This is a genomic window from Thalassoglobus polymorphus (genome assembly GCF_007744255.1).
GTDB lineage: Bacteria > Planctomycetota > Planctomycetia > Planctomycetales > Planctomycetaceae > Thalassoglobus > Thalassoglobus polymorphus.
This window is the reverse complement of the sequence record NZ_CP036267.1, coordinates 2,710,633-2,729,340: the sequence shown is the minus strand read 5'-3', so window position 1 is coordinate 2,729,340 and position 18,708 is coordinate 2,710,633. Positions and strand designations below refer to the sequence as shown.

The window sequence follows — 18,708 nt, the reverse complement described above, 5'->3', positions numbered from 1 at the left end:
GAGCGACCATGAATCAAGAACAAAACGTGAATCGTCGTCATTTTCTCGGTGCGACCGCAGCAGTCACACTTGGTGGCCTGATGAGCCCTGGCATCGCGCAGCTACAAGCCGCTAAGAATAGTAAGGTCGGTGAGAACGAACACTTTTGGTATCGCCTCGCACCTGAAGGGCCTTACATCGATTCGCAACGTGATAACAAAGCGTTCGGTTTCCGTGGCGGGAAAATTTTCCTTTCAGAAGATAATGGCGAGACGTGGGCTCATAGTGCTGAGTTTGCCGACGCAGAGAACATTGGCTTCAGTTGCATTCTAAAAAACGGAAACATTCTCTTCGCCACGCGGCAAAAGATATTCCTGAGCACTGACAATCTCAAAACTCACAAAGAGATCATCGTCACTAAGGATGGTCAGGATTACCTGCCACACACACCGAAAAACCCTGATCAGCCAGGCTGGTATTTCCATCCCCTCGACGGAGTGCACACCTGGGAGATCGATGGCAAAGAAGTGCTGGTCTGGGGAAATTACTGCAACGTTCTAGGCGGGGCCGTTCCGGTCAATATCTACTACTCGACGGACAGTGGAGAGACAGTTAAAATTGCCTACTCGTTCGGTCGAAATCCAAAGTTCCAGGAAAAAGGGATTGATCCCAGTTTGTACTTGGGCAATCCTGAAAACTCTGTCATTTGTCGGCACATTCACTCAGTCGTTTACAATCCAGTTGAACAAGCATTCTATGCCTGCACAGGGGATATTAATCGTGGATTTGGGGAAGAGTGTCACTGGATGCGTGGCACTTACGATATGAAAGCTGATGAATGGGACTGGCAAATTTTGGTCTCGGTGAACTCGAACTCACGTTACAAATCAGGAGGCATCAGCTTTGTCGATGGGCAACTGTACTGGGCTGCAGATGCGAATGGCCCGAAGAAGCCAACGGAAAAACATGATCGAGGCATTTTTCGCTGCGCTCCAGAAGACCTTGCCTTTCCTGAAAAGCACACCCTGCTTTTCGATGCAGAATTTGAAATGGCCAATATGATCATCGAAGACAATGTGATCCTGGCTGGTCATTGCGCCCCAGCTTCGACCTTTAAAACAGGGATCGCCATTTCGCCAGACTTAGGCAAAACCTGGAAAGAGTACGACTTATCCGAGCTTGGTCCACGTTCTCCCGTCCGCTTCCACCCGAAAAATAGTGACGGCTGGTTCCGGGTGGATTTACGAAAAGGTTGGATTGAGAGAGCCGAAGTCTTGTTTATAAAACCGAAGTCGTCATGAACCTCAACAGTCTGACAGACCGCTTCTGCGATTGATGATCTTCCCATTTCTCTCGCAGAGCGGTTCATACTGCACTCAGTTTTAAGAGCCTGTGCGGAAGCCATCGCTGCAACAATCGGCTCCCGCTAGATCATCTTTCGAATTGGTTTGCAGGTTCTGCCTCTTGGCGAACAGCATTTTTAGAACCAGTCCGAAAACCTCTGGAATCACTGTTTTTCTCAACGTTTGAGGGAGCAAATTCAAGTTTCAGGATCAGTTCTAATAAAGAAATGCGTTCTTCACGGGCACACGGTAGAGCATACTACTCCAATAATCTTGCGACGGAGACGGCTTCACGTTTTTGCCAACGTTCTTATTTTCTTTTTCGAAGACTCAACGTTCTTTTCGTTTTTCGGTTTTCGAATTGGCCATGCAGCGTGGAACGTGGGAACGGGCCAAGATCTTGAGACAATCGGACGCATTCCTTTTCTGGTCTCGAATGGCACCCTCTTTGCAACTCATCACATATGTTTCAAACCCCAACAGGATGTGACTATGTGTAAAACATTGATGATGGCTGCGTCTCTATTGATATTGCTCACGACGACTGCACAGACTGACCAGCAGATTGATAAGAAGTCAAGCTCTCAAACAACTGAAAACGATTCTTCAGCTGAGCAAAAAGAGGGACGACCGGTCACGGACTTGAGACAATTCATGCGGGCCAAACTTGCAGCTTCCAACAAAATTCTGGAAGGGCTGGCAACCGAGGACCTCGACCTGGTGAGAGACGGTGCACGGACGCTCAACAAAATGAGCTTGTCTGAAAAGTGGCGAGTGAACAATGACACAATGTATAAGCAGTTCAGTTCGGAGTTTCGACGAGTGACAAACGATCTGGAGAAGGCTGCGAACAACGATAACCTGGATCAGGCGGCTCTGAAATGGATGGGAGCGACGATGGCCTGTATTGAGTGTCACCGCTTTGTTCGCACTGCACTTGTTGTTGATAAAAACGCCTTCAAGTAAGCCCCGCAGGAATGCGTTGTTAATCGCATGGCGGAGGTATCTGAACGAGAGTGTGTGCACACCTGAAGCGTGCGAATAAGCCCGCCGGCGCGCGTATTCGCACGCTTCAATTCAAGACGATCAACTCCGGGCTCAGCGAGGTGACTTCTTGAGACTGAGATGTCAGTAAATTTTCGGGTTGTGGTCTCATCGTGGAAATTCACTTGATCGAAATCCTGCCGGAGCGGCATTCTCTTTGCTATAGCATTTCCAACACTTCTCTTGTCTGCGAAGCGCGTTTTCACAAGTCCATGTGATGATGTCACGAGACAGAATCGTTAAGACGAATTTTAGTTTTGTATAAGAACTGGCCTCAAAACTTGCGGTTCACTTCTCTGATACAGAGAAAGGTCGCAATGCCATAATTTTTGAGACTGCTTCTAGAGTTTTATGGATCAATCATAGTTGCCTGTGAGTCACGGGTTTCGCCAAAAGACAACCGCCTACCTACGAGGCAGTTCCCGAATACGAATTCGAAAACTGCTTGAATTAGAACACTTTCGTGTTTCCCGTGTCCGTGAAGTGCGATTTTCATCTGATGAATCACAGATTTCCACGGGACTGTTCGCGTACATCATTTTCAAAACTGCATTAGAATTGAAAGACAACTGGCCGTGCCGAGTACTTTAAAGTTCAGTCTCTCGTTCATGCTGCTCTGTTGCTTTGTCGGATGTCAAAGTCGCACGGAGCAGCCCGATTTTGTATCGAGTGAAGAAGTCGAAAATCTTCCTCCTGAATTAAAACCGGAAGTCAGAAAGGTCTTGCGAGAGTATGCGGGCAGTTTTGAGCAGCCTGTGCTGTTGATGAATGATGGGGCAGTCTCAAAAGCCCAGCTGAAACTGGGGCAAGCCGTTTATCAAAAACGTTGTGTGCAATGTCACGGAGTGAGTGGCGATGGAAATGGCCCAGTCGCTTCGAGCATGTACCCTCGTCCGCGAGATTACCGAAAAGGTGTCTACAAATTTACATCGACACCCTATGGCTCCAAGCCTGTTCGCTCAGACCTGATTCGCACAGTGACCAATGGAGTCCGTGGGACGTCAATGCCGTCGTTCAAGATGTTGCCTCCCGAAGAAATTGAAGCAGTCGTCGACTACGTGTTAGCTTTGACTCACCGTGGGGAGTTGGAACTGCAGATTGCTGTCTTAGCTGATTTCGAGGAAGAAGTTGATCTGGAACTCGTTGAAGAAGAATCGATCCCTCTACTCAAACGACTTTGGGAGCGAGCAGCCGGAAGTCAGGTGGTCCCAATGAGCCCGCAACCTGTCTTCACACAAGAACACATCGATCGCGGACGAGAAGCCTTTTTGACTAAAGGGTGCTCAAAGTGTCATGGCGAAGATGGTCGCGGACAAACGCCTGACAATCTAGCCGGAAATCTTAAGGATATCTGGGGGAACGTGACACGGGCTGCAGACCTGACGGGAGGAATGCTACGGGGCGGGCAACGCCCCATCGACGTCTATCGACGAATTTTCTCCGGGATCAACGGAACACCAATGCCGGGATTCGGAAATGCGTTTAAGCAAGAACCAGAAACAATGTGGGATCTGACTGCGTACGTACTTCATGTTACCAATTCGCGACGCATGGGGGTAAGTCATTTACCAGGGCAGGGCTCTCCCTATATTCCTGTCACAGAAGAAACTGATGACGCCACAGATTAACTGCGTTGAGCCATCGCATCCCGGAGTTTCATCTTTGTGTCCCACAAGTAGCAGGACTGTGAAGTGAGTATCGAGCAAAAACAAAACAAACTCGCTGAGCTGAAAGAACAGGTTCGGCAGCTCGAAGCGGAAGTCCCTCATGACAATGAGGTCAACCATTCGACTTGGCCTCCAGAGCAATTTTATGGAGCTTATTACGCCATGACGGGCGGGATTCTCGGCATTTTTGGGGCACTCGTCAGCTTGATGGTGAATGTGATCGCTGCTCCGATCGCCGGCAAGTCACCACTTGAGCTCATTAAGGTCTACCTGACTTTTCCCGTGGGTGCACGAGCATTGGAGCTCTCCGCTGAAAGCAACGGGCTTGTGTTGGCAATGGGCTGTTGCCTGTACATCGCGACCGGCATGCTGATCGGAATACCCATCTACTTTTTCTTAGTTCGTTTTTGCGGAAAAGATGGTTCTCTCGGGAAACGCCTTGCTGTTGCCAGCGTGCTGTCACTCGCGATTTGGGCGATTAACTTTTATGGAATTCTGTCATGGTTGCAGCCGCTTCTGTTTAAAGGAAATTCCTGGATCACCGACCCCAGCGTGATGCCGCCCTGGGTCGCTGCGGGGACACACCTCGTCTTCGGATGGACATTAGCCTTACTTTATCCTTGGGGACAGTTCACTCCCTATCGACCAACATCAAATCTGACCGATTCCTAAGTTCCAACAACGACAGGCACAGCTTATGAGCCGCATTCAAAAAGAAGAGTTCGGCTCGCTCATGGAACTTCGATTTCGGAAGTGAAGGAATCGAGTGAAATGACATGATATTCGATCCTCCAACTGGACGTTTTTGCCCCAGCACCCTGAATCCGAAGTCGTTCATTAAGTTGTTCGCAAAGAGCGAATGAAACTCGTACGGACGTCCCTGAATTTTTGACTCAATAATTTCTTCGGGATGAATGAATTCATCTCACTAAGTTTGAAAGATCATCAGCTATGAGTGATGCAGCCCTGGTCGCCGATCAAGCGAACGCTGGCACTGACGAGACAACTCCTATTCCACCTCATGCGGAACTTGTCGACGAACGTCTCGTTCTGTGGTATTTCGTCGCTTCGCTGGCGTGCTTATTCGTCTCACTGAGCGGAGGTTTTCTCATGGCGTTTCAATTGATTCGCCAAAATCCTCTCGATGGAATCGAACTGCTGTCTCCGGGACGCTGGCGAATGTTGCATACAAACGTCATTGCGTACGGTTTTCTGGCAAACGCATTTCTGGGGATGTTACATTGGGTTGTCCCGCGTCTCACCCTACGACCTGTTCTCGACAAACGGCTTTCGCTATTTATTTTTGCTGCCTGGCAAGTTGTTGTCCTCGGAACTTGCATTGGATTGGTTCTCGGACATGCACAAGGGGTTGAATGGGGCGAAACTCCTGTCTGGATTGATCCGCTAGCACTGATTGGCCTGTTTCTGGTCGCTGTGAATTTCATGACACCAATCATGAAACAGAAGGGGCCGATGTATGTCTCTTTGTGGTACTTCACCGCTGCATTCATTTGGACGTTTCTGACTTACGCGATGGGAAACTTCGTTCCGCAATACTTCGTCAGTGGGACCAGTGCCGGGGCTGTCGGTGGGTTGTTCATCCATGACCTTGTGGGATTGTTTGTGACTCCGCTGGGATGGGGAATGATGTATTACTTTGTGCCCATTCTGCTTCAGAAACCAATCTGGTCTCACGGACTTTCGCTCGTTGGATTTTGGGGACTGGCATTCTTCTATCCGCTTCAGGGAATTCACCACTTTCTCTATACGCCAATTCCGATGTTTCTTCAGTACGGAGCGGTCATTTCAACAATCGCCGTGGAACTCGTCGTGACCACAGTCGTGATCAACTTCTTTGGAACTCTGTGGGGCGACGGCAAGCAGTTCTGGGAAAACATTCCGATCCGATGGTTCTACACCGGAATGGTTTACTATTTCATGACCTGCTTTCAGTGTGCGTTACAGGTAACGATGACCTTTCAACAGCTCATTCACTTTACTGACTGGGTTGTAGGCCACGCTCACCTTGTGATGTTCGGAGTCTTCAGCATGTGGTTGTTGGGGGTAATGACGTACCTCTTCCCACGCTTGCTAAAAACAGACTGGTACAGCCGGTCGCTCTGTGAATGGCACTACTGGTTGTCTGCAGTCGGCTTGCTGGTCATGGCCGGAGATCTCACTCTCGCTGGCTTATTCCAAGGTTGGTCCTGGATGGGATTGGTCACTTGGGATCACTCATATGAAATTTCGCAACCGTTCTGGATCACTCGCCTGTTCGCTGGTCTCACAATACTTTCTGGGCAGCTTTGCTTCTTGTGGAATCTCTACAAGACATGGCAGATGTCACCAGGAACGACTCCCGCAACTCAGGTAGAGCTGGCAACTGCAACGTAACAATCAGTTCTAGAAATTTCGGTTCAGGTATCGACCAGCATCATTCCCTGAACCTGCACAAAAGTTGTGAAAGAAGACTGGGTCTCCTTCAAAACTGACACAAGACGATCTAACAAGTTGAACCTCCAATGTTTGAATCCAAGTCTGGAATCTTTTTTATTGCCGGCCTGTTATTCTTTGCATTCGCATTTTTGTCGAACGCAGTGGTGCCGATGCTCATGTATCGGGATTTGCCAGAACAGACTGTCGAAGAAGTAATTAATCCAAACATTCGATATCAGTTCGAAGACCTCGCACAGAGATATCCCGATCAGTTTAAAGAGCATTTCGGCTCGCCTCCTGAAGATCCGGTTCAGGCGGATGCCTGGTATAATGAGAAATGTGCAGAGGCTCTCCGACTGGGACGACAAATCTATATCGGCGAAGCTTGTTGGCATTGTCACAGCCAGTTTGTGCGTCCCGTCTCAAACGAAAGCCAGCGTTGGGGGCCAGTCTCAGAGTCACATGAATACCAGAACGAGTTGCAACGCCCCGTGATGTTTGGGACACGTCGAGTCGGACCGGATCTGAGCCGTGAAGGTGGCCGACGTTCGAATGACTGGCACGCGGTTCATTTCTTCAAGCCGAACGATCTCAGCGAAGGCTCACCGATGCCGTCGTATCCTTGGTTCTTCGATGGCTCACCAGACAAACCTAATAAACGCGGTCTTGCTCTGATCGCTTATGTTCAATGGCTCGGTTCGTGGCTGGAGAGTTACCCGTACTACGAAGCTTACGACGAATCACCAATCGCGAAATTGGAGCAACTCGAAAAACAAACAGCTGAACAAGCTGAAGGAGAAGCGACCGATGACTAACACACCCCACACACCGGATTCGTCATCACCGCCACGAAACAAAGGGTCGCGAGGCGTCATGATTGCGACCGTAATCATGGGAATCGTGATTCTGCTCCCAAGTATGGTTGGGTTCGTCAACAAGCTGATGGAGTTTCGCAACGTTGCTCAAGGAGATGCCGATGGAGTCTTCGCCTTAACTCCGCTGGCCAATTATACGCTTGCCAGCCTCGGATTCTTCTGCTTGCTCATTTGGGCGACCGCTCACGGGATGTTCCATAACATCGAAGGCCCAAAGTATACGATGCTTGATCGTGAAGACGATCTGGATGCAAATGAACCAAACTACGTTCCGAAGTGGGCAGGCGGGAAGACAAAAAAAACAAAGTCACAGCCTTCTGAATTGTCAGTCAAAGACGATTGAAGGTGAAAGGAAACATCACACATGGTTGATAATCGGACAGTGGAAGAAGAGGCTCGGTACCACACCTATTCGGGAAACGACATCCCGTGGTATATCCGGCTGATCTGGATTCTGTTCTGGATCTTCGTGATCTATTACGGCATCAGCTATTTCTTACCAGCAATCGATTCAGAACTTCTCTCGCCCCCGTAATCTAGAACCAGTCCGAAGCCTCTGGAATAGCCGCTTGTCTCAACGTTTGATAGAGCAACATCAGGTTTCAGGACCAGTTCTAAAAATAGGAATTCAGCGCCTCTGCATACCAGGTAATTGGCCAAGTGATTGATTGTCATGCACTCGACAACGCGTCCCGACCGACTCTGCGATTATTGTGGACTCCCTGTTGGCAAAACTCTTGGAGTTCGCGAAGAGGCTGTCGCTTCGTATTGCTGCACGGGTTGCCGCTTCGCACACGCAATTACCAGCGACACAGGTGAAGAGGGCAGTAACCGCTGGATGCTCACGAAACTTGGAATCGCCATCTTCTTCAGCATGAACGTGATGGTGCTGACCCTCGCTTTGTGGGCGTATGACGGAAGTCGGTTGGGTGATGCGCCTCGCATTGCCGAGGCGTTGTCAGACCTCTTTCGTTTTGCCTGCTTGTTGCTGACATTTCCCGTTCTCGTATTGCTGGGGCGACCTTTGCTCGAGCAAGCACTCGACGACCTTTCACAATTTCGCTTTTCAACCGATCTACTCGTCCTGAGTGGTGTCCTGGCTTCCTTTGTCTATTCAACGATATCGGTTTGGCGAGGCGAGGGAGATATCTACTTCGAAGTCGGCTGTATGATTCTCGTCTTCGTGACACTCGGTCGATGGCTGGAGGCAACCGGAAAACTTCGGTCGACTGCCTCTCTTGATCAACTGCAACAGCTACTCCCCGAGGAAGTCTTGATCTTGCAAAGCGATATGTCTCGTCGCCGAGTTCCTCGCGAAGAAATACGAATCGGTGACAAGATCATCGTTCGATCGGGAGAGCGATTTCCGATTGATGGAGTCATCATTGAAGGTCAAACTACGATCGACGAGCAGCTAATCACCGGAGAAAGCTGGCCGGTGGAAAGGTCTCTAAACGACCGTGTTATCGGTGGCACAATCGCTTTAGATGGTGAAGTGATTGTGCGTGTTGATGTCACACAGAATGGAACAGTCTTGCAGCGACTGGTCGAGGCCGTCAAAGCTGCCCGTCTTGAAAAAAGCGATACGCAACGCCTGGCTGACCGCATCACGCAGTTCTTCATCCCAGCGACACTGCTCTTGGCGATAGGGACATTTGCCTTCCATGCCATTGCAAGTTCTATCATGACAGGAGTTTTAACAGCCTTGTCGGTGATTCTCATCGCATGCCCTTGCGGCCTGGGACTGGCGACACCCATGACTCTGTGGGCAGCCGTTGGAGTTGCTGCCCGACGTGGCATTGCATTCAATTCGACGCAGGTACTTGAATCGCTGGCGAATATCAAAGCGATACGATTCGACAAAACTGGAACATTGACGACGGGAACCCCGGTCGTGAAGTCGCTGATCACTGATGGCGAGACATCGACTCGCCAAATCGATCAACGCGCGAAGCAACTTGCTCAGTCCTCGAATCATGTCTTCAGCCGGGCAATTCTCGATTCGATAAAAGAGGATGTCTCACTGCTGGATATCCGCCCAACAAGCCAAGCCGGGAAGGGAGTCTACGGAACGGTTTCCGGTGAATTCAAACCGACGGCACTCGGAAGTCTTCCTCTGATGCGCGATCTTGATATCGAGTGTCCGCCAAGATTGGAACGGGCACTTGAGCAAGCTCAAAGGGAAGGGCATCCAGTCGTCTCGATCGGATGGGCAAGCCTCGTTCGTGGACTTTTCATTTTTGAGGAACAATCACGAGCAGGGGTGACGGAAATGTTTGCCAAGTGTCGTGAATTCGGATTGGACCTCGGGATTTTGACCGGCGATTCTTCTGACGCAGCCAAGCGTTTCGCCACAACTGCGGGCGTGCCCGCGCTTTCCGGACTCTCACCACGTCAGAAGCAGATCGAGATTCAGAAAATCCAGCGTGAGATTGGCCCTGTCGCACTCGTCGGTGATGGGATGAACGATGTCGTTGCATTATCCGCTGCGGATGTCGGACTCTGCTTAGGTTGTGGTGCTGACGTCAGTCGCGATGCCGCAGACATCTGTCTCGTCGGTGACGATCTTTCCCAGATCCCCTGGCTGGTCGAGCTTTCTCAGCAGACGATGAAAACGATTCGGACCAACTTAACGTGGGTCTTCGCATATAACGGAATAGGGATGACGATCGCGGTAACGGGGATGCTCCACCCGGCAGTTGCCGCCGCCCTGATGGTTGTCAGTAGTGTTTTTGTCATCACAAATTCACTTCGCCTTCAAGCACGGTATTCTGACCCCGGCGATCAAGTCGATGTCTCGCCTGGTGCGAAATTTCATTCGAATCAGCCACAGGCAAGTGATCAGACGCAACGACAATCAACGTCAGTCAGATCCAGGCCGACCGAAAGCTTCAGCGAGAGCAGTCTGCACACTCAATCGATAAACCAACCAGCCTTGGCCATCAGTTCTGCCAAGTCCCCCAACGAATGAGGTTTCGTCGTGAGTGAACTATCGCTGATTTTTATGGGAGGCCTGCTCGGCTCGTCGCACTGTCTCGGAATGTGCGGTGGGTTTGCGATTTTGATCGGTGCGAACCAGACCTCACGCCGAGAGATGTGGATTTCCCAAGGAGCATATTCGATTGGGAGGATCTTCACGTACAGCGTGTTGGGTGTCGTCGCAGGCTATGTCGGGATGCACCTTGGCCACTCAACAAGCCAATGGGTGAACGCCTCCGCAATTCTCAGCTTCGTCGCCGGTCTGTTTCTGATTGTGCAAGGCCTCAAGGCTGCGGGTATCAACCTGTGGAGTCGAGGCAAATCTCCTACACCGCAAGGTTGTCTGGTCAGCCCCTTGTTTCGCACCTTCTTTCAATCGCGATCGAGGTTCTCCAAATTCCTGGCAGGCGTCATGACAGGTTTTCTGCCGTGCGGACTGCTATATGGATTCCTCGCTCTTGCGACAGCCTCACAAGATTTATTTTTGGGTGGGGCGATCATGTTCGCCTTCGGGCTTGGCACGGTTCCGATGATGGTCCTCGCAGGCATCGGGGGGCAGTTACTCTCCGGGGTGACCCGACTCAGGCTTTTGCGCACGGCAGCGTGGTGCGTCGTTTTTACCGGAGCCATCACGATATATCGGGGCGCAGCTTTTCTCACCCTGGAGCATACAGAAGCCGTTCCCGCCTGCCCATTCTGTACCACTTCACAGAACTCAACGAATTAAGATACTTGCTCAAGCTTTGACATCTCTATTGAAACCACCGTTAAAGACATCCGACTCAAATGAACTCAGTCACTGAAAAGCCGACATCAAAGACGACCGCAACTCGAAAAACGCGCGTTTCGTGGTCGCTGATCAACTTTTTTCTCGATCTATTGCTGTTGATCAATTTTGTCGTATTGATGTGGGTGGCAGCTGTCCTGCAGTTTATCTTTCCCGTGGGAGCGAACGCCGATGGCTGGACACTTTGGGGAGGAGATATCGTCGCCTGGCAGAATATTCAGTTCACCACCCTCTGCATCCTTACACTTGGAGTCACGGTGCACCTGATGTTGCACTGGAATTGGATCTGTGCAGTTTTCAATAAGCAAATTCTTAAGCGAACAGTTCCCCATTCAGACGGGGCCGAGACCCTGGTCGGTGTCGGCCTGATAGCTGTGATAGTCCACATCATTGCGATTGCCATGCTGTTCGCAAAATGGTCAATCGTAAGCCCCGGATAATTTGGTCAGCAACTCGCTCCGAGCTCCCCACTTTCTCAATGGCAAACTGTTCTATGCAACTTCGATGATAGCCTTAATGACCCCAGATTCGGGATGAGTGAAGGTTTCAAATTCTTCGATGACCGTATCAAACGACGTTCGATGCGTCACCCAAGGCTCGGTATTGATCGTGCCATCTTCGATTAGACTAATAATTCTTGAAAAGTCGCTCGGCAGGGCGTTCCGCGAACCTTTGATTGACATCTCTGGCTTGTGCAGGATCGGATGAGGGAACGAAACCTCGGCAGTTGTGATCCCAACATAAACCAGTGAGCCGGTATGGGCGACATACTTGAGGGCGTTCGACATCGAAGCGTTGTGCCCGGTCGCGTCGGTGACGACGGCGTACCGATCACCGTTGGTGATATCGAGCATCTGTTCGAGTTCGCTGCCATCTCCTTTGAATTGAACAGTGTGCGGAACACCATAGGTCTCACGGCAGAATTCGAGTCGCGATTCGACCATGTCCATGACTGTGATCGTCGCTCCGGTAAGCCGTGTGAATTCGAGAGTTGCCAACCCGATTGGTCCGGCGCCGATGATGAGAACGTGATCCCCTTTTTGCGGCGCTCCCCGGTCGCAGGCGTGACAGCCAATCCCGAGTGTTTCGACCAATGCCAGTTGTTCATACGTCAACTTGGAAGAAGAGTGTAACTTGTCCGCTCGAATCAGAAATTTGTCACAAAGCCCACCATCAACCATCACTCCGATGACATTGAGCTTCTCGCAACAGTTCCCGTTTCCTTTGCGACAAGGGTAGCACTCACCGCAATTCATATATGGCTCAACACTGCAGCGATCGCCAACTTTGACGTTTGTAACATTGTCTCCGACTTCGAGAACTTCTACGCCGAGTTCATGTCCGGGAATCCTCGGATAGCTGAAAAAAGGCATCTTGCCGAGGTATCCACCGTAGTCTGTTCCGCAAATCCCCATGCGATGCGTCCGTACAAGAGCCTGCCCCGGCCTTGGAGACGTCGGCTCATTGATCTCAACACGCTGAAAGTTTTTGGGTTCTTCGAGTCGTATGGCCTTCATTATTCTCTAGCTTTCATAGTTTATCGGAGAGGGATTTACGCTTCGACAGTCGGCGTGTCGTTATTCTCGGGACGGCCTTCGAGGTAGAACCAGTTATGGATCGGTTTAAGAATTTCTTGAACCTCAGCCAACAAGGTTTCATCGAGAGGGATTTCTGCCCAGTCAACCCATTGCGACACACGCTGAGGATTGGCAGATCCGGTGACACACGTTGTAAAGTCGGGATTGGCTATCGAGAATTGTAACGCAAGTTGAGCGAGGTCGACTCCGCGACTCGCACAATGGTCAGCGGCAGCTTTGGCAATTTCACGAACTTTCGGAGTCGCTTTGTGCCATTCCGGAAGCGGAGCGCTGGTTAAAAGTCGAGCACAGAACGGAGCAGCGTTCATAATCCCGACTCCTTTTTCCTGGCAGATCGGCACAAGTTCGAGTGCCATATCGTTTTGTAACGTGTAATGATTGTAAGTCAGTATCACGTCGATCTCTGCGTTCTCCAGAATGTACTTGAACATCTTCATCGGATATCCACTGACACCGATGTAGCGGACCTTCCCGTTCTCGACCTGCTTTCGCAGAGCAGGCAGAGTCTCTTCGACAATCTGCGACATCTCGACAAACTCAAGGTCATGACACAGAACGAGATCGAGATGATCGACCTTCATCCGTTCCAGAGAGATGTCGACACTCTCTGCAACACGTCGAGCACTAAAATCAAAATGCTCACCAGCGTATCGGCCAAGTTTCGTCCCAAGGTAATATTGATCGCGAGGAATTTCAGGCAAAACTCGACCGAGCAACATCTCACTCATTCCACGTCCGTAAAATGGGGAGGTATCAATAAAATTCATACCACGATCAATAGCGACGTGGACACTTCGCAGAGCTTCGTTGAGATCCACACTGCGGAATTCCTGGCCTAACGATGAAGCTCCAAACGAGAGCGTCGTCAACTCCATGTCAGTCTTTCCAAGGGAACGCTTCTGCATGATTTCTCTTTCTCGATCTTTCGTTGGATTGGCTCAGTGACCGCACGCCGAACGGCCTGAATCTAATTCCCGCAGTCTCTCAACGCTCCTCATTCTGACAAACTGCCCCCAAATTTGAATAGCAGGACTTAACCGTCGCATGTGAATCACTCAAATTTCGCAGACTTTGAGGAAAAGGCATTCCATGGCCAGAAGCGAGCAAATGAGATTTCCATTCATCAATCCCGGTCCCATTTGAGGAGGTCTGCAAAGTTCCGTTGACCTCAATGCTGGTTCCATGCGAGAATCAGTAAGAACTCGTTCATTAATCGATATAATGAGCGATTTAGCTACTGTTTAATAGATTAAGTTAGGCTTTCCGATCCATCCAAGAACCACCCTGAAGGGACTCACGGTGAATATGAAAAAACTCCGATGGCTCTTGGAGTATGTCGTTTTCCGGGTGCTGACCTGCTTAATTGGCATTGTTTCGGTCAAACAGTCGGTACGGTTTGCGGAATTTCTTGGCTGGAGCTTCGTCCATCTCTTGCCACGAAAATGGACACGCTACGAAGTCGCAGCAACCAATTTGAAAACTGCGTTTCCAGATTACAGCGACCTTGAGGTAGAAGCGACTATAGAAAAGATGTGGGTCCACCTCTTCCGGCTCGTCGCTGAGATGGTTCAATTTCCGCGAAAGTTGCATCTCGAAAACTACCGCGAAATCATGTCGTTTCGAAACCGAGGAGAAGCTGCTCAGGCACTCAATTCGGGTCGTCCCATTTTCATGCTGAGCGGACACTTCGGAAACTGGGAGGCGACCACTGCAACCTTTGGAACCTTTGGATTTCCCATGGGGATCGTTGCCCGCAAACTGGACAATCCTTACTTACATCGCTGGTTTGTCAGAACGCGTGAAGTGACTGGTCATCGACTCTTACTGAAATCAGGCGGATGGGATGGCATCACAGATGTTCTCAGCGCACGAGGGAATCTCGGTCTCCTTTGCGATCAGGACGCAGGACGTCGCGGAGTCTTTGTCGATTTCTTTGGAAAACCAGCATCGACATTTCGGTCGATTGCGCTCATGGCCATCGAGAACGAAGCCATTGTGCTGCTTGGATACGGTGTCCGCCAACCTGACAATTTCGATGAATGCCGCTGGGTCCGATACGAGGTTGGTTGTGAAACCGTCATCGATACAAAAACGATTCAATCAGACGATGAGGTCCGTTCAATCACTGAGAAATACTCACAGGCTCTCGAAGCTGCAGTGAGGAGACACCCCGAGCAATACTTTTGGGTCCATCGACGCTGGAAGTCAATCCCCAGGAAGAAGAAGCGGGACAAAGAAAAGGCTGCATAAAAAAGCGCTGCATACTTTATAGCATGCAGCGCTTGGGATTTTTCATCGCATTACTGGTCAACACACAACTGGCTGATCACCACGAGGCTGAGCATCTCAGTAGATTTGCTCTACAGCTCAAGTAGCATTCCGAAAACTCTAGAAGCTGCCGCCGAATCCGCCACCGAAGTTGTTTGTATTCATTCCGTTGTTGCCAGTTCCGTTGGTGTTGTTATTGCCCCCAAAACCAACGTGTTGGTAATACATCATCTCTGCTCGGCGCCCGGTGTAACCTGGGCCATAAGGAGTTGCGACAACCGTTCGTTGTTGGGCATCTGCATTACCGAAGTCTGTGAGAATCGTAGCGACGATATTTCTTCTCAATGCATCGAGTTCTGGATTCGAATTGTTCTCAGAACGCTCAATAATGACAGGGAACGGAGTGCTGCGATATCGAGCTGCGACCTCAACAATTTTGTCTTTTGCATCCGACGTCAAGTGCGCCGTTTGACCAACAAAATCGTGCCGATGGAAGATGAAATCTGCAGCTTCGGCATTTGTTTGCATCACTTGATCGTGTGCACGAAGGGTACTTCCCAACGGAAGTGTTTCCGGGACGGCAGCCGGTTTTCTCCACATCCATCCACAGAATGCAAAAGAACACTTCTCGCAAATTTGACAGCAGTCTCCACAGCCGACTTTGCCGCAGCCAATTCCGCCACACGCTTTGGTTTTCCCACAGCCGGCGGTCTCTTCACATCCTACGGGGTCACAACTTGAAACACCGCACATGTTTGAATGGGCACAGCTTGAGGCGCACATCAATAAGATGAGAAGACTTGCCAGCTGTCTCTGACGCTTCCGTGATGACATTCTTGTGCTCTCCATGACAAATCACTCCTTGTAACGCAGTGATTTACTTCGGCGTTCACTCATCAATTCGTTCAATGAGTAATGTCCCGAGGGAAGGAATAGATTGACGACAGGTTGATTTTACCGATCGATCGAATCCGTTCCGAAAATTCTCAACAATCCAGCGATTCAAGTTCATGAAACAGTTGAGCAGTATGCTCTACCGTTTCCTTATGAAAACGCGTTTCTCTAGAGCAAATCTAAAAATCCGTCTTAACAGCTCTGCCTTGTGACACCCGCGAATGGACTTGTGACAACGCACTTCGCGATCGTGAGAAGCATTGGAAATGCTCTCGAACTGATTTCAAAAATTGATGTTCACTAGGAGGCTGATACTGAACGCTAATTCGGACGATGCTCTATCCTCTGCAACCTTATCGATTTCGTTGCACTCGAGTATCGAGTCGATACCCGGAAGTCTGCTGAACCCCTTGTGGTGCAACTTGCTGACGTCCTTGCGGGCCAACAGATTGAGCAGGGCTCATTCTGTTTTGAGTAGTTCCGTATGGCTGCGGCGGTGGCGGAAGTGGCTGAGCCGGTGGAACAGGTGCAGGTTGCTGATATTGCTGCTGACTTGGTGGATATTGTTGTTGTGGCATCTGCTGCTGCGGCTGCTGGTACTGCTGTTCCTGAGAAGGCGGATTTTGTTGTTGCGGCTGTTGTGGATAGGTTTGCCCTGCAGGTTCGCCCGGGACAGGAGCATATCCATTCGCCGGTGCAATCTGTCCATCAGCTGGAGGCGGATTAAAGAAGTTGTATCCCACATCCTGACCGTAACCCTGACCGTTTCCGTAAGGCAAGAGCTGGTAGTACCCCATGTCCGGGTTACCTTCGATGCGATTGTATTTGTAGAAATCATGATCGTCCGGTTGGGTCACGTAGAACCCTGGCAACGGCGGAGTTTGATCTGCATCCATTGGCCGGACAAGTTCTGGCGTGACAATAATCAGGATTTCAGTTTCGTCTTCAGTTGCCTGCTTGGCATTAAACAGGTAGTTCCCGATGTGTGGGATTTCCCCCAGAAACGGGATTCGCGTGACTTCAGCAGTCTCTCTTCGCGAGAAGACACCACCAAGAACGATTGTTTGACCTTCGCGAAGCTCGACTTGCGTTTGTACACGCCGAACGTTCAAACCGGGGATTCCCCCAACTGTATTTGCTGAGGAGACAGAACTTAATTCAGGTACGATTGTTAGACGAATCAGATCGTTATCAACCACTGTCGGAGTTGTAATAATCGACGTCCCAAAGCCTCGGAAGCTTGTCTGTTGGCCCTGGGCTCCACCAATTCCGACGATTGTCGGGACTGCGAATTCTCCCCCCGAGAGGAACGCGGCCGGTTGCCCACTTAAAGTGATCAGCCGCGCGTCTTCGACCACGCGGGCAGATCCGTTCGACGCCAAGGCATCAATCATGATATTGATGTCCCCACCCTCAAACACGCCAGTCAGAGTGGCAGCACCGCCAGTCAGCGTCTGGCTGATCGATTGTGCTCCATTATCAAAGACAACACTCCAGTCCATGCCAAGTCGTCGAAGTTGTGAACGACTCAGCTCTGCGATTCGGACACGGACACTAATTTGAAATTCACCTGGGACTTGCAATTCATCCACAATGTAGGACGAGAAAAAGTCATTCACCCGGTCGTTATCGAAGCCGTTGTTAAAGCCGTTTTGACCAGCACCGAAACCGAAATCGTTCCCCAACCCAAGCAGACTGCCGGACTGAGCGACAACCTCCCCACGGACAACATTCATGATTTTGGCAGCTTCAGCAGCATCGCGTGCTTGTCCTCGCACGATAATCTTTCTTGACATCGGAATCAGATAGACCTTGCTGTTGGGATACAACAACTGAAGCTTCCGTTCGATACGCCCAAACTCAATTCGTCGCTGATCATCAAGTTCGGGATCGCGAATTGTTGTCACGACATACATGAGCGGCTCGGCCACTTCGCGGCCTTCTTCCTCGAACCACAACCACAAATCAGTGGTCCCCAAGCCTGTTCCGAGAATCGAAAACTCATTCTCACTGAACTGGATAATGTCGATAACCTCTGGGTTCGAAAACGCGAAGCGAGTCACCCGCTTGTCTGTAATCACCAGTTGCGACCGATTGTTGATCACATCCAACTTGCGTTCCGAGCGAGGCATGGAGCGGATTCGCGGATCCAGTGCTCTTCGGGCGTCGTAGGTTGCCTGCACCTGCTGAATCTCCGGTGCCCTCTGCTGAGCCCCAGCATGCCCCTGCTGTGCACGGGGGACTTGCAAGTTGAGTTGCTGGCCATGTGCAACCCCTCCGAGGAGCGTTGCACCAACAATCGCTGCGGAACACTTCTTGCGTAGCTTTACCTGCGAAAAGATTTTCTGTACTCGATCCCAGACAGTTGGTGATACTTCTACGGTCGACATCCGGTGTCGCTCCCTATCATTCTCAGCCAACATCCGGTCGGCTGCACGGCTCGGAATTTCCGAACAGTATGATTGACTTACAAATACGCCTGTTCGAGCTGTTTCAATCGCGCTACATCCCTGCAGCTTTGTCTCAATGCGACTGACTCATGATCTAAATCGTCAAGTGTCAGGCACAACTCCAATCCGTTACCGCCGCAACAATCATCACTTCGCAGACAAACAGATCGATTCCCTAACATCGAAAAATATTACCTATCCTGCGAAACCGGCAAACAGCGAAGAGGGGGCAGCGGAAGGGCGAGAAAATTGCCCAAAAAGAAAAGATCCGCTCAAGGCGAGGGCAGTCAATTCAACCGTTTAACCGTGAAGAGTGAGATTCTTCAATGAGGTCGAGTAAATCGACGAGGCAGGTCTTGAATACGATTTTCGATCGCTGATCTACAGA

The 18,708-nt window shown here is 50.3% G+C and carries 17 protein-coding genes; 13 read left to right on the top strand and 4 right to left on the bottom strand.

Features of this window, described 5'->3' with window-relative positions:
* Positions 1-8 precede the first annotated feature (8 nt).
* From Mal48_RS09905 to Mal48_RS09860, 11 genes are all read left to right on the top strand, one after another.
* A complete protein-coding gene (locus Mal48_RS09905; protein ID WP_197442217.1) occupies positions 9-1,280 on the top strand; it encodes a sialidase family protein in 1,272 nt (423 codons plus the stop codon).
* Between the two features lie 534 nt (positions 1,281-1,814).
* The gene (locus tag Mal48_RS09900) at positions 1,815-2,288 is read left to right on the top strand and encodes a hypothetical protein (RefSeq protein WP_145198513.1); all 474 of its coding nucleotides are present in this window, start codon (positions 1,815-1,817) and stop codon (positions 2,286-2,288) included.
* Between the two features lie 653 nt (positions 2,289-2,941).
* Positions 2,942-3,994 (top strand): c-type cytochrome, encoded by a 1,053-nt coding sequence (locus Mal48_RS09895; RefSeq protein ID WP_145198511.1) that lies wholly within the window; start codon positions 2,942-2,944, stop codon positions 3,992-3,994.
* A gap of 63 nt (positions 3,995-4,057) precedes the next feature.
* Positions 4,058-4,705, top strand: coding sequence for a hypothetical protein (locus tag Mal48_RS09890; RefSeq protein WP_145198509.1), 648 nt, complete (start codon positions 4,058-4,060; stop codon positions 4,703-4,705).
* A 279-nt stretch (positions 4,706-4,984) separates the two neighbouring features.
* On the top strand, positions 4,985-6,427 hold the full coding sequence (locus tag Mal48_RS09885; protein ID WP_145198507.1) for a cbb3-type cytochrome c oxidase subunit I: 1,443 nt from the start codon (positions 4,985-4,987) through the stop codon (positions 6,425-6,427).
* Positions 6,428-6,555: 128 nt separating this feature from the next.
* On the top strand, positions 6,556-7,284 hold the full coding sequence (locus Mal48_RS09880; RefSeq protein WP_145198505.1) for a cbb3-type cytochrome c oxidase subunit II: 729 nt from the start codon (positions 6,556-6,558) through the stop codon (positions 7,282-7,284).
* Positions 7,277-7,687 carry a hypothetical protein gene (locus tag Mal48_RS09875; RefSeq protein WP_145198503.1) on the top strand — a complete coding sequence of 137 codons (411 nt, stop codon included), beginning with the start codon at positions 7,277-7,279 and terminating at the stop codon, positions 7,685-7,687. The genes Mal48_RS09880 and Mal48_RS09875 overlap by 8 nt, the downstream gene beginning before the upstream one ends.
* A 21-nt stretch (positions 7,688-7,708) precedes the next feature.
* Positions 7,709-7,879, top strand: a complete 171-nt coding sequence (locus tag Mal48_RS23230) for a hypothetical protein (RefSeq protein ID WP_197442216.1) — start codon at positions 7,709-7,711, stop codon at positions 7,877-7,879.
* Positions 7,880-8,017: 138 nt separating this feature from the next.
* Positions 8,018-10,315 carry a heavy metal translocating P-type ATPase gene (locus Mal48_RS09870; RefSeq protein ID WP_145198501.1) on the top strand — a complete coding sequence of 766 codons (2,298 nt, stop codon included), beginning with the start codon at positions 8,018-8,020 and terminating at the stop codon, positions 10,313-10,315.
* Between the two features lie 9 nt (positions 10,316-10,324).
* Complete coding sequence (locus Mal48_RS09865) at positions 10,325-11,050, top strand: sulfite exporter TauE/SafE family protein (RefSeq protein WP_145198498.1); 726 nt, start codon at positions 10,325-10,327, stop codon at positions 11,048-11,050.
* A 59-nt stretch (positions 11,051-11,109) separates the two neighbouring features.
* The gene (locus Mal48_RS09860) at positions 11,110-11,550 is read left to right on the top strand and encodes a hypothetical protein (protein WP_145198496.1); all 441 of its coding nucleotides are present in this window, start codon (positions 11,110-11,112) and stop codon (positions 11,548-11,550) included.
* A 51-nt stretch (positions 11,551-11,601) separates the two neighbouring features.
* Here the strand turns inward: Mal48_RS09860 and Mal48_RS09855 are convergent, their stop codons facing one another.
* Complete coding sequence (locus Mal48_RS09855; RefSeq protein WP_145198494.1) at positions 11,602-12,627, bottom strand: zinc-binding alcohol dehydrogenase family protein; 1,026 nt, start codon at positions 12,625-12,627, stop codon at positions 11,602-11,604.
* A 35-nt stretch (positions 12,628-12,662) separates the two neighbouring features.
* Positions 12,663-13,613 (bottom strand): aldo/keto reductase, encoded by a 951-nt coding sequence (locus Mal48_RS09850; RefSeq protein ID WP_145198492.1) that lies wholly within the window; start codon positions 13,611-13,613, stop codon positions 12,663-12,665.
* Between the two features lie 400 nt (positions 13,614-14,013).
* Between Mal48_RS09850 and Mal48_RS09845 the strand changes: the two genes are divergently transcribed.
* Entirely contained in the window at positions 14,014-14,958 is a 945-nt protein-coding gene (locus Mal48_RS09845) for a lysophospholipid acyltransferase family protein (RefSeq protein WP_145205972.1), read from the top strand.
* Between the two features lie 138 nt (positions 14,959-15,096).
* Here the strand turns inward: Mal48_RS09845 and Mal48_RS09840 are convergent, their stop codons facing one another.
* Positions 15,097-15,810, bottom strand: a complete 714-nt coding sequence (locus tag Mal48_RS09840; protein WP_145198490.1) for a hypothetical protein — start codon at positions 15,808-15,810, stop codon at positions 15,097-15,099.
* A 413-nt stretch (positions 15,811-16,223) separates the two neighbouring features.
* The gene (locus Mal48_RS09835; RefSeq protein WP_197442215.1) at positions 16,224-18,260 is read right to left on the bottom strand and encodes a type II and III secretion system protein family protein; all 2,037 of its coding nucleotides are present in this window, start codon (positions 18,258-18,260) and stop codon (positions 16,224-16,226) included.
* A gap of 166 nt (positions 18,261-18,426) precedes the next feature.
* Here Mal48_RS09835 and Mal48_RS09830 point away from each other — a divergent pair, with 166 nt between their 5' ends.
* On the top strand, positions 18,427-18,624 hold the full coding sequence (locus Mal48_RS09830; protein WP_145198486.1) for a hypothetical protein: 198 nt from the start codon (positions 18,427-18,429) through the stop codon (positions 18,622-18,624).
* Positions 18,625-18,708: the final 84 nt, after the last annotated feature.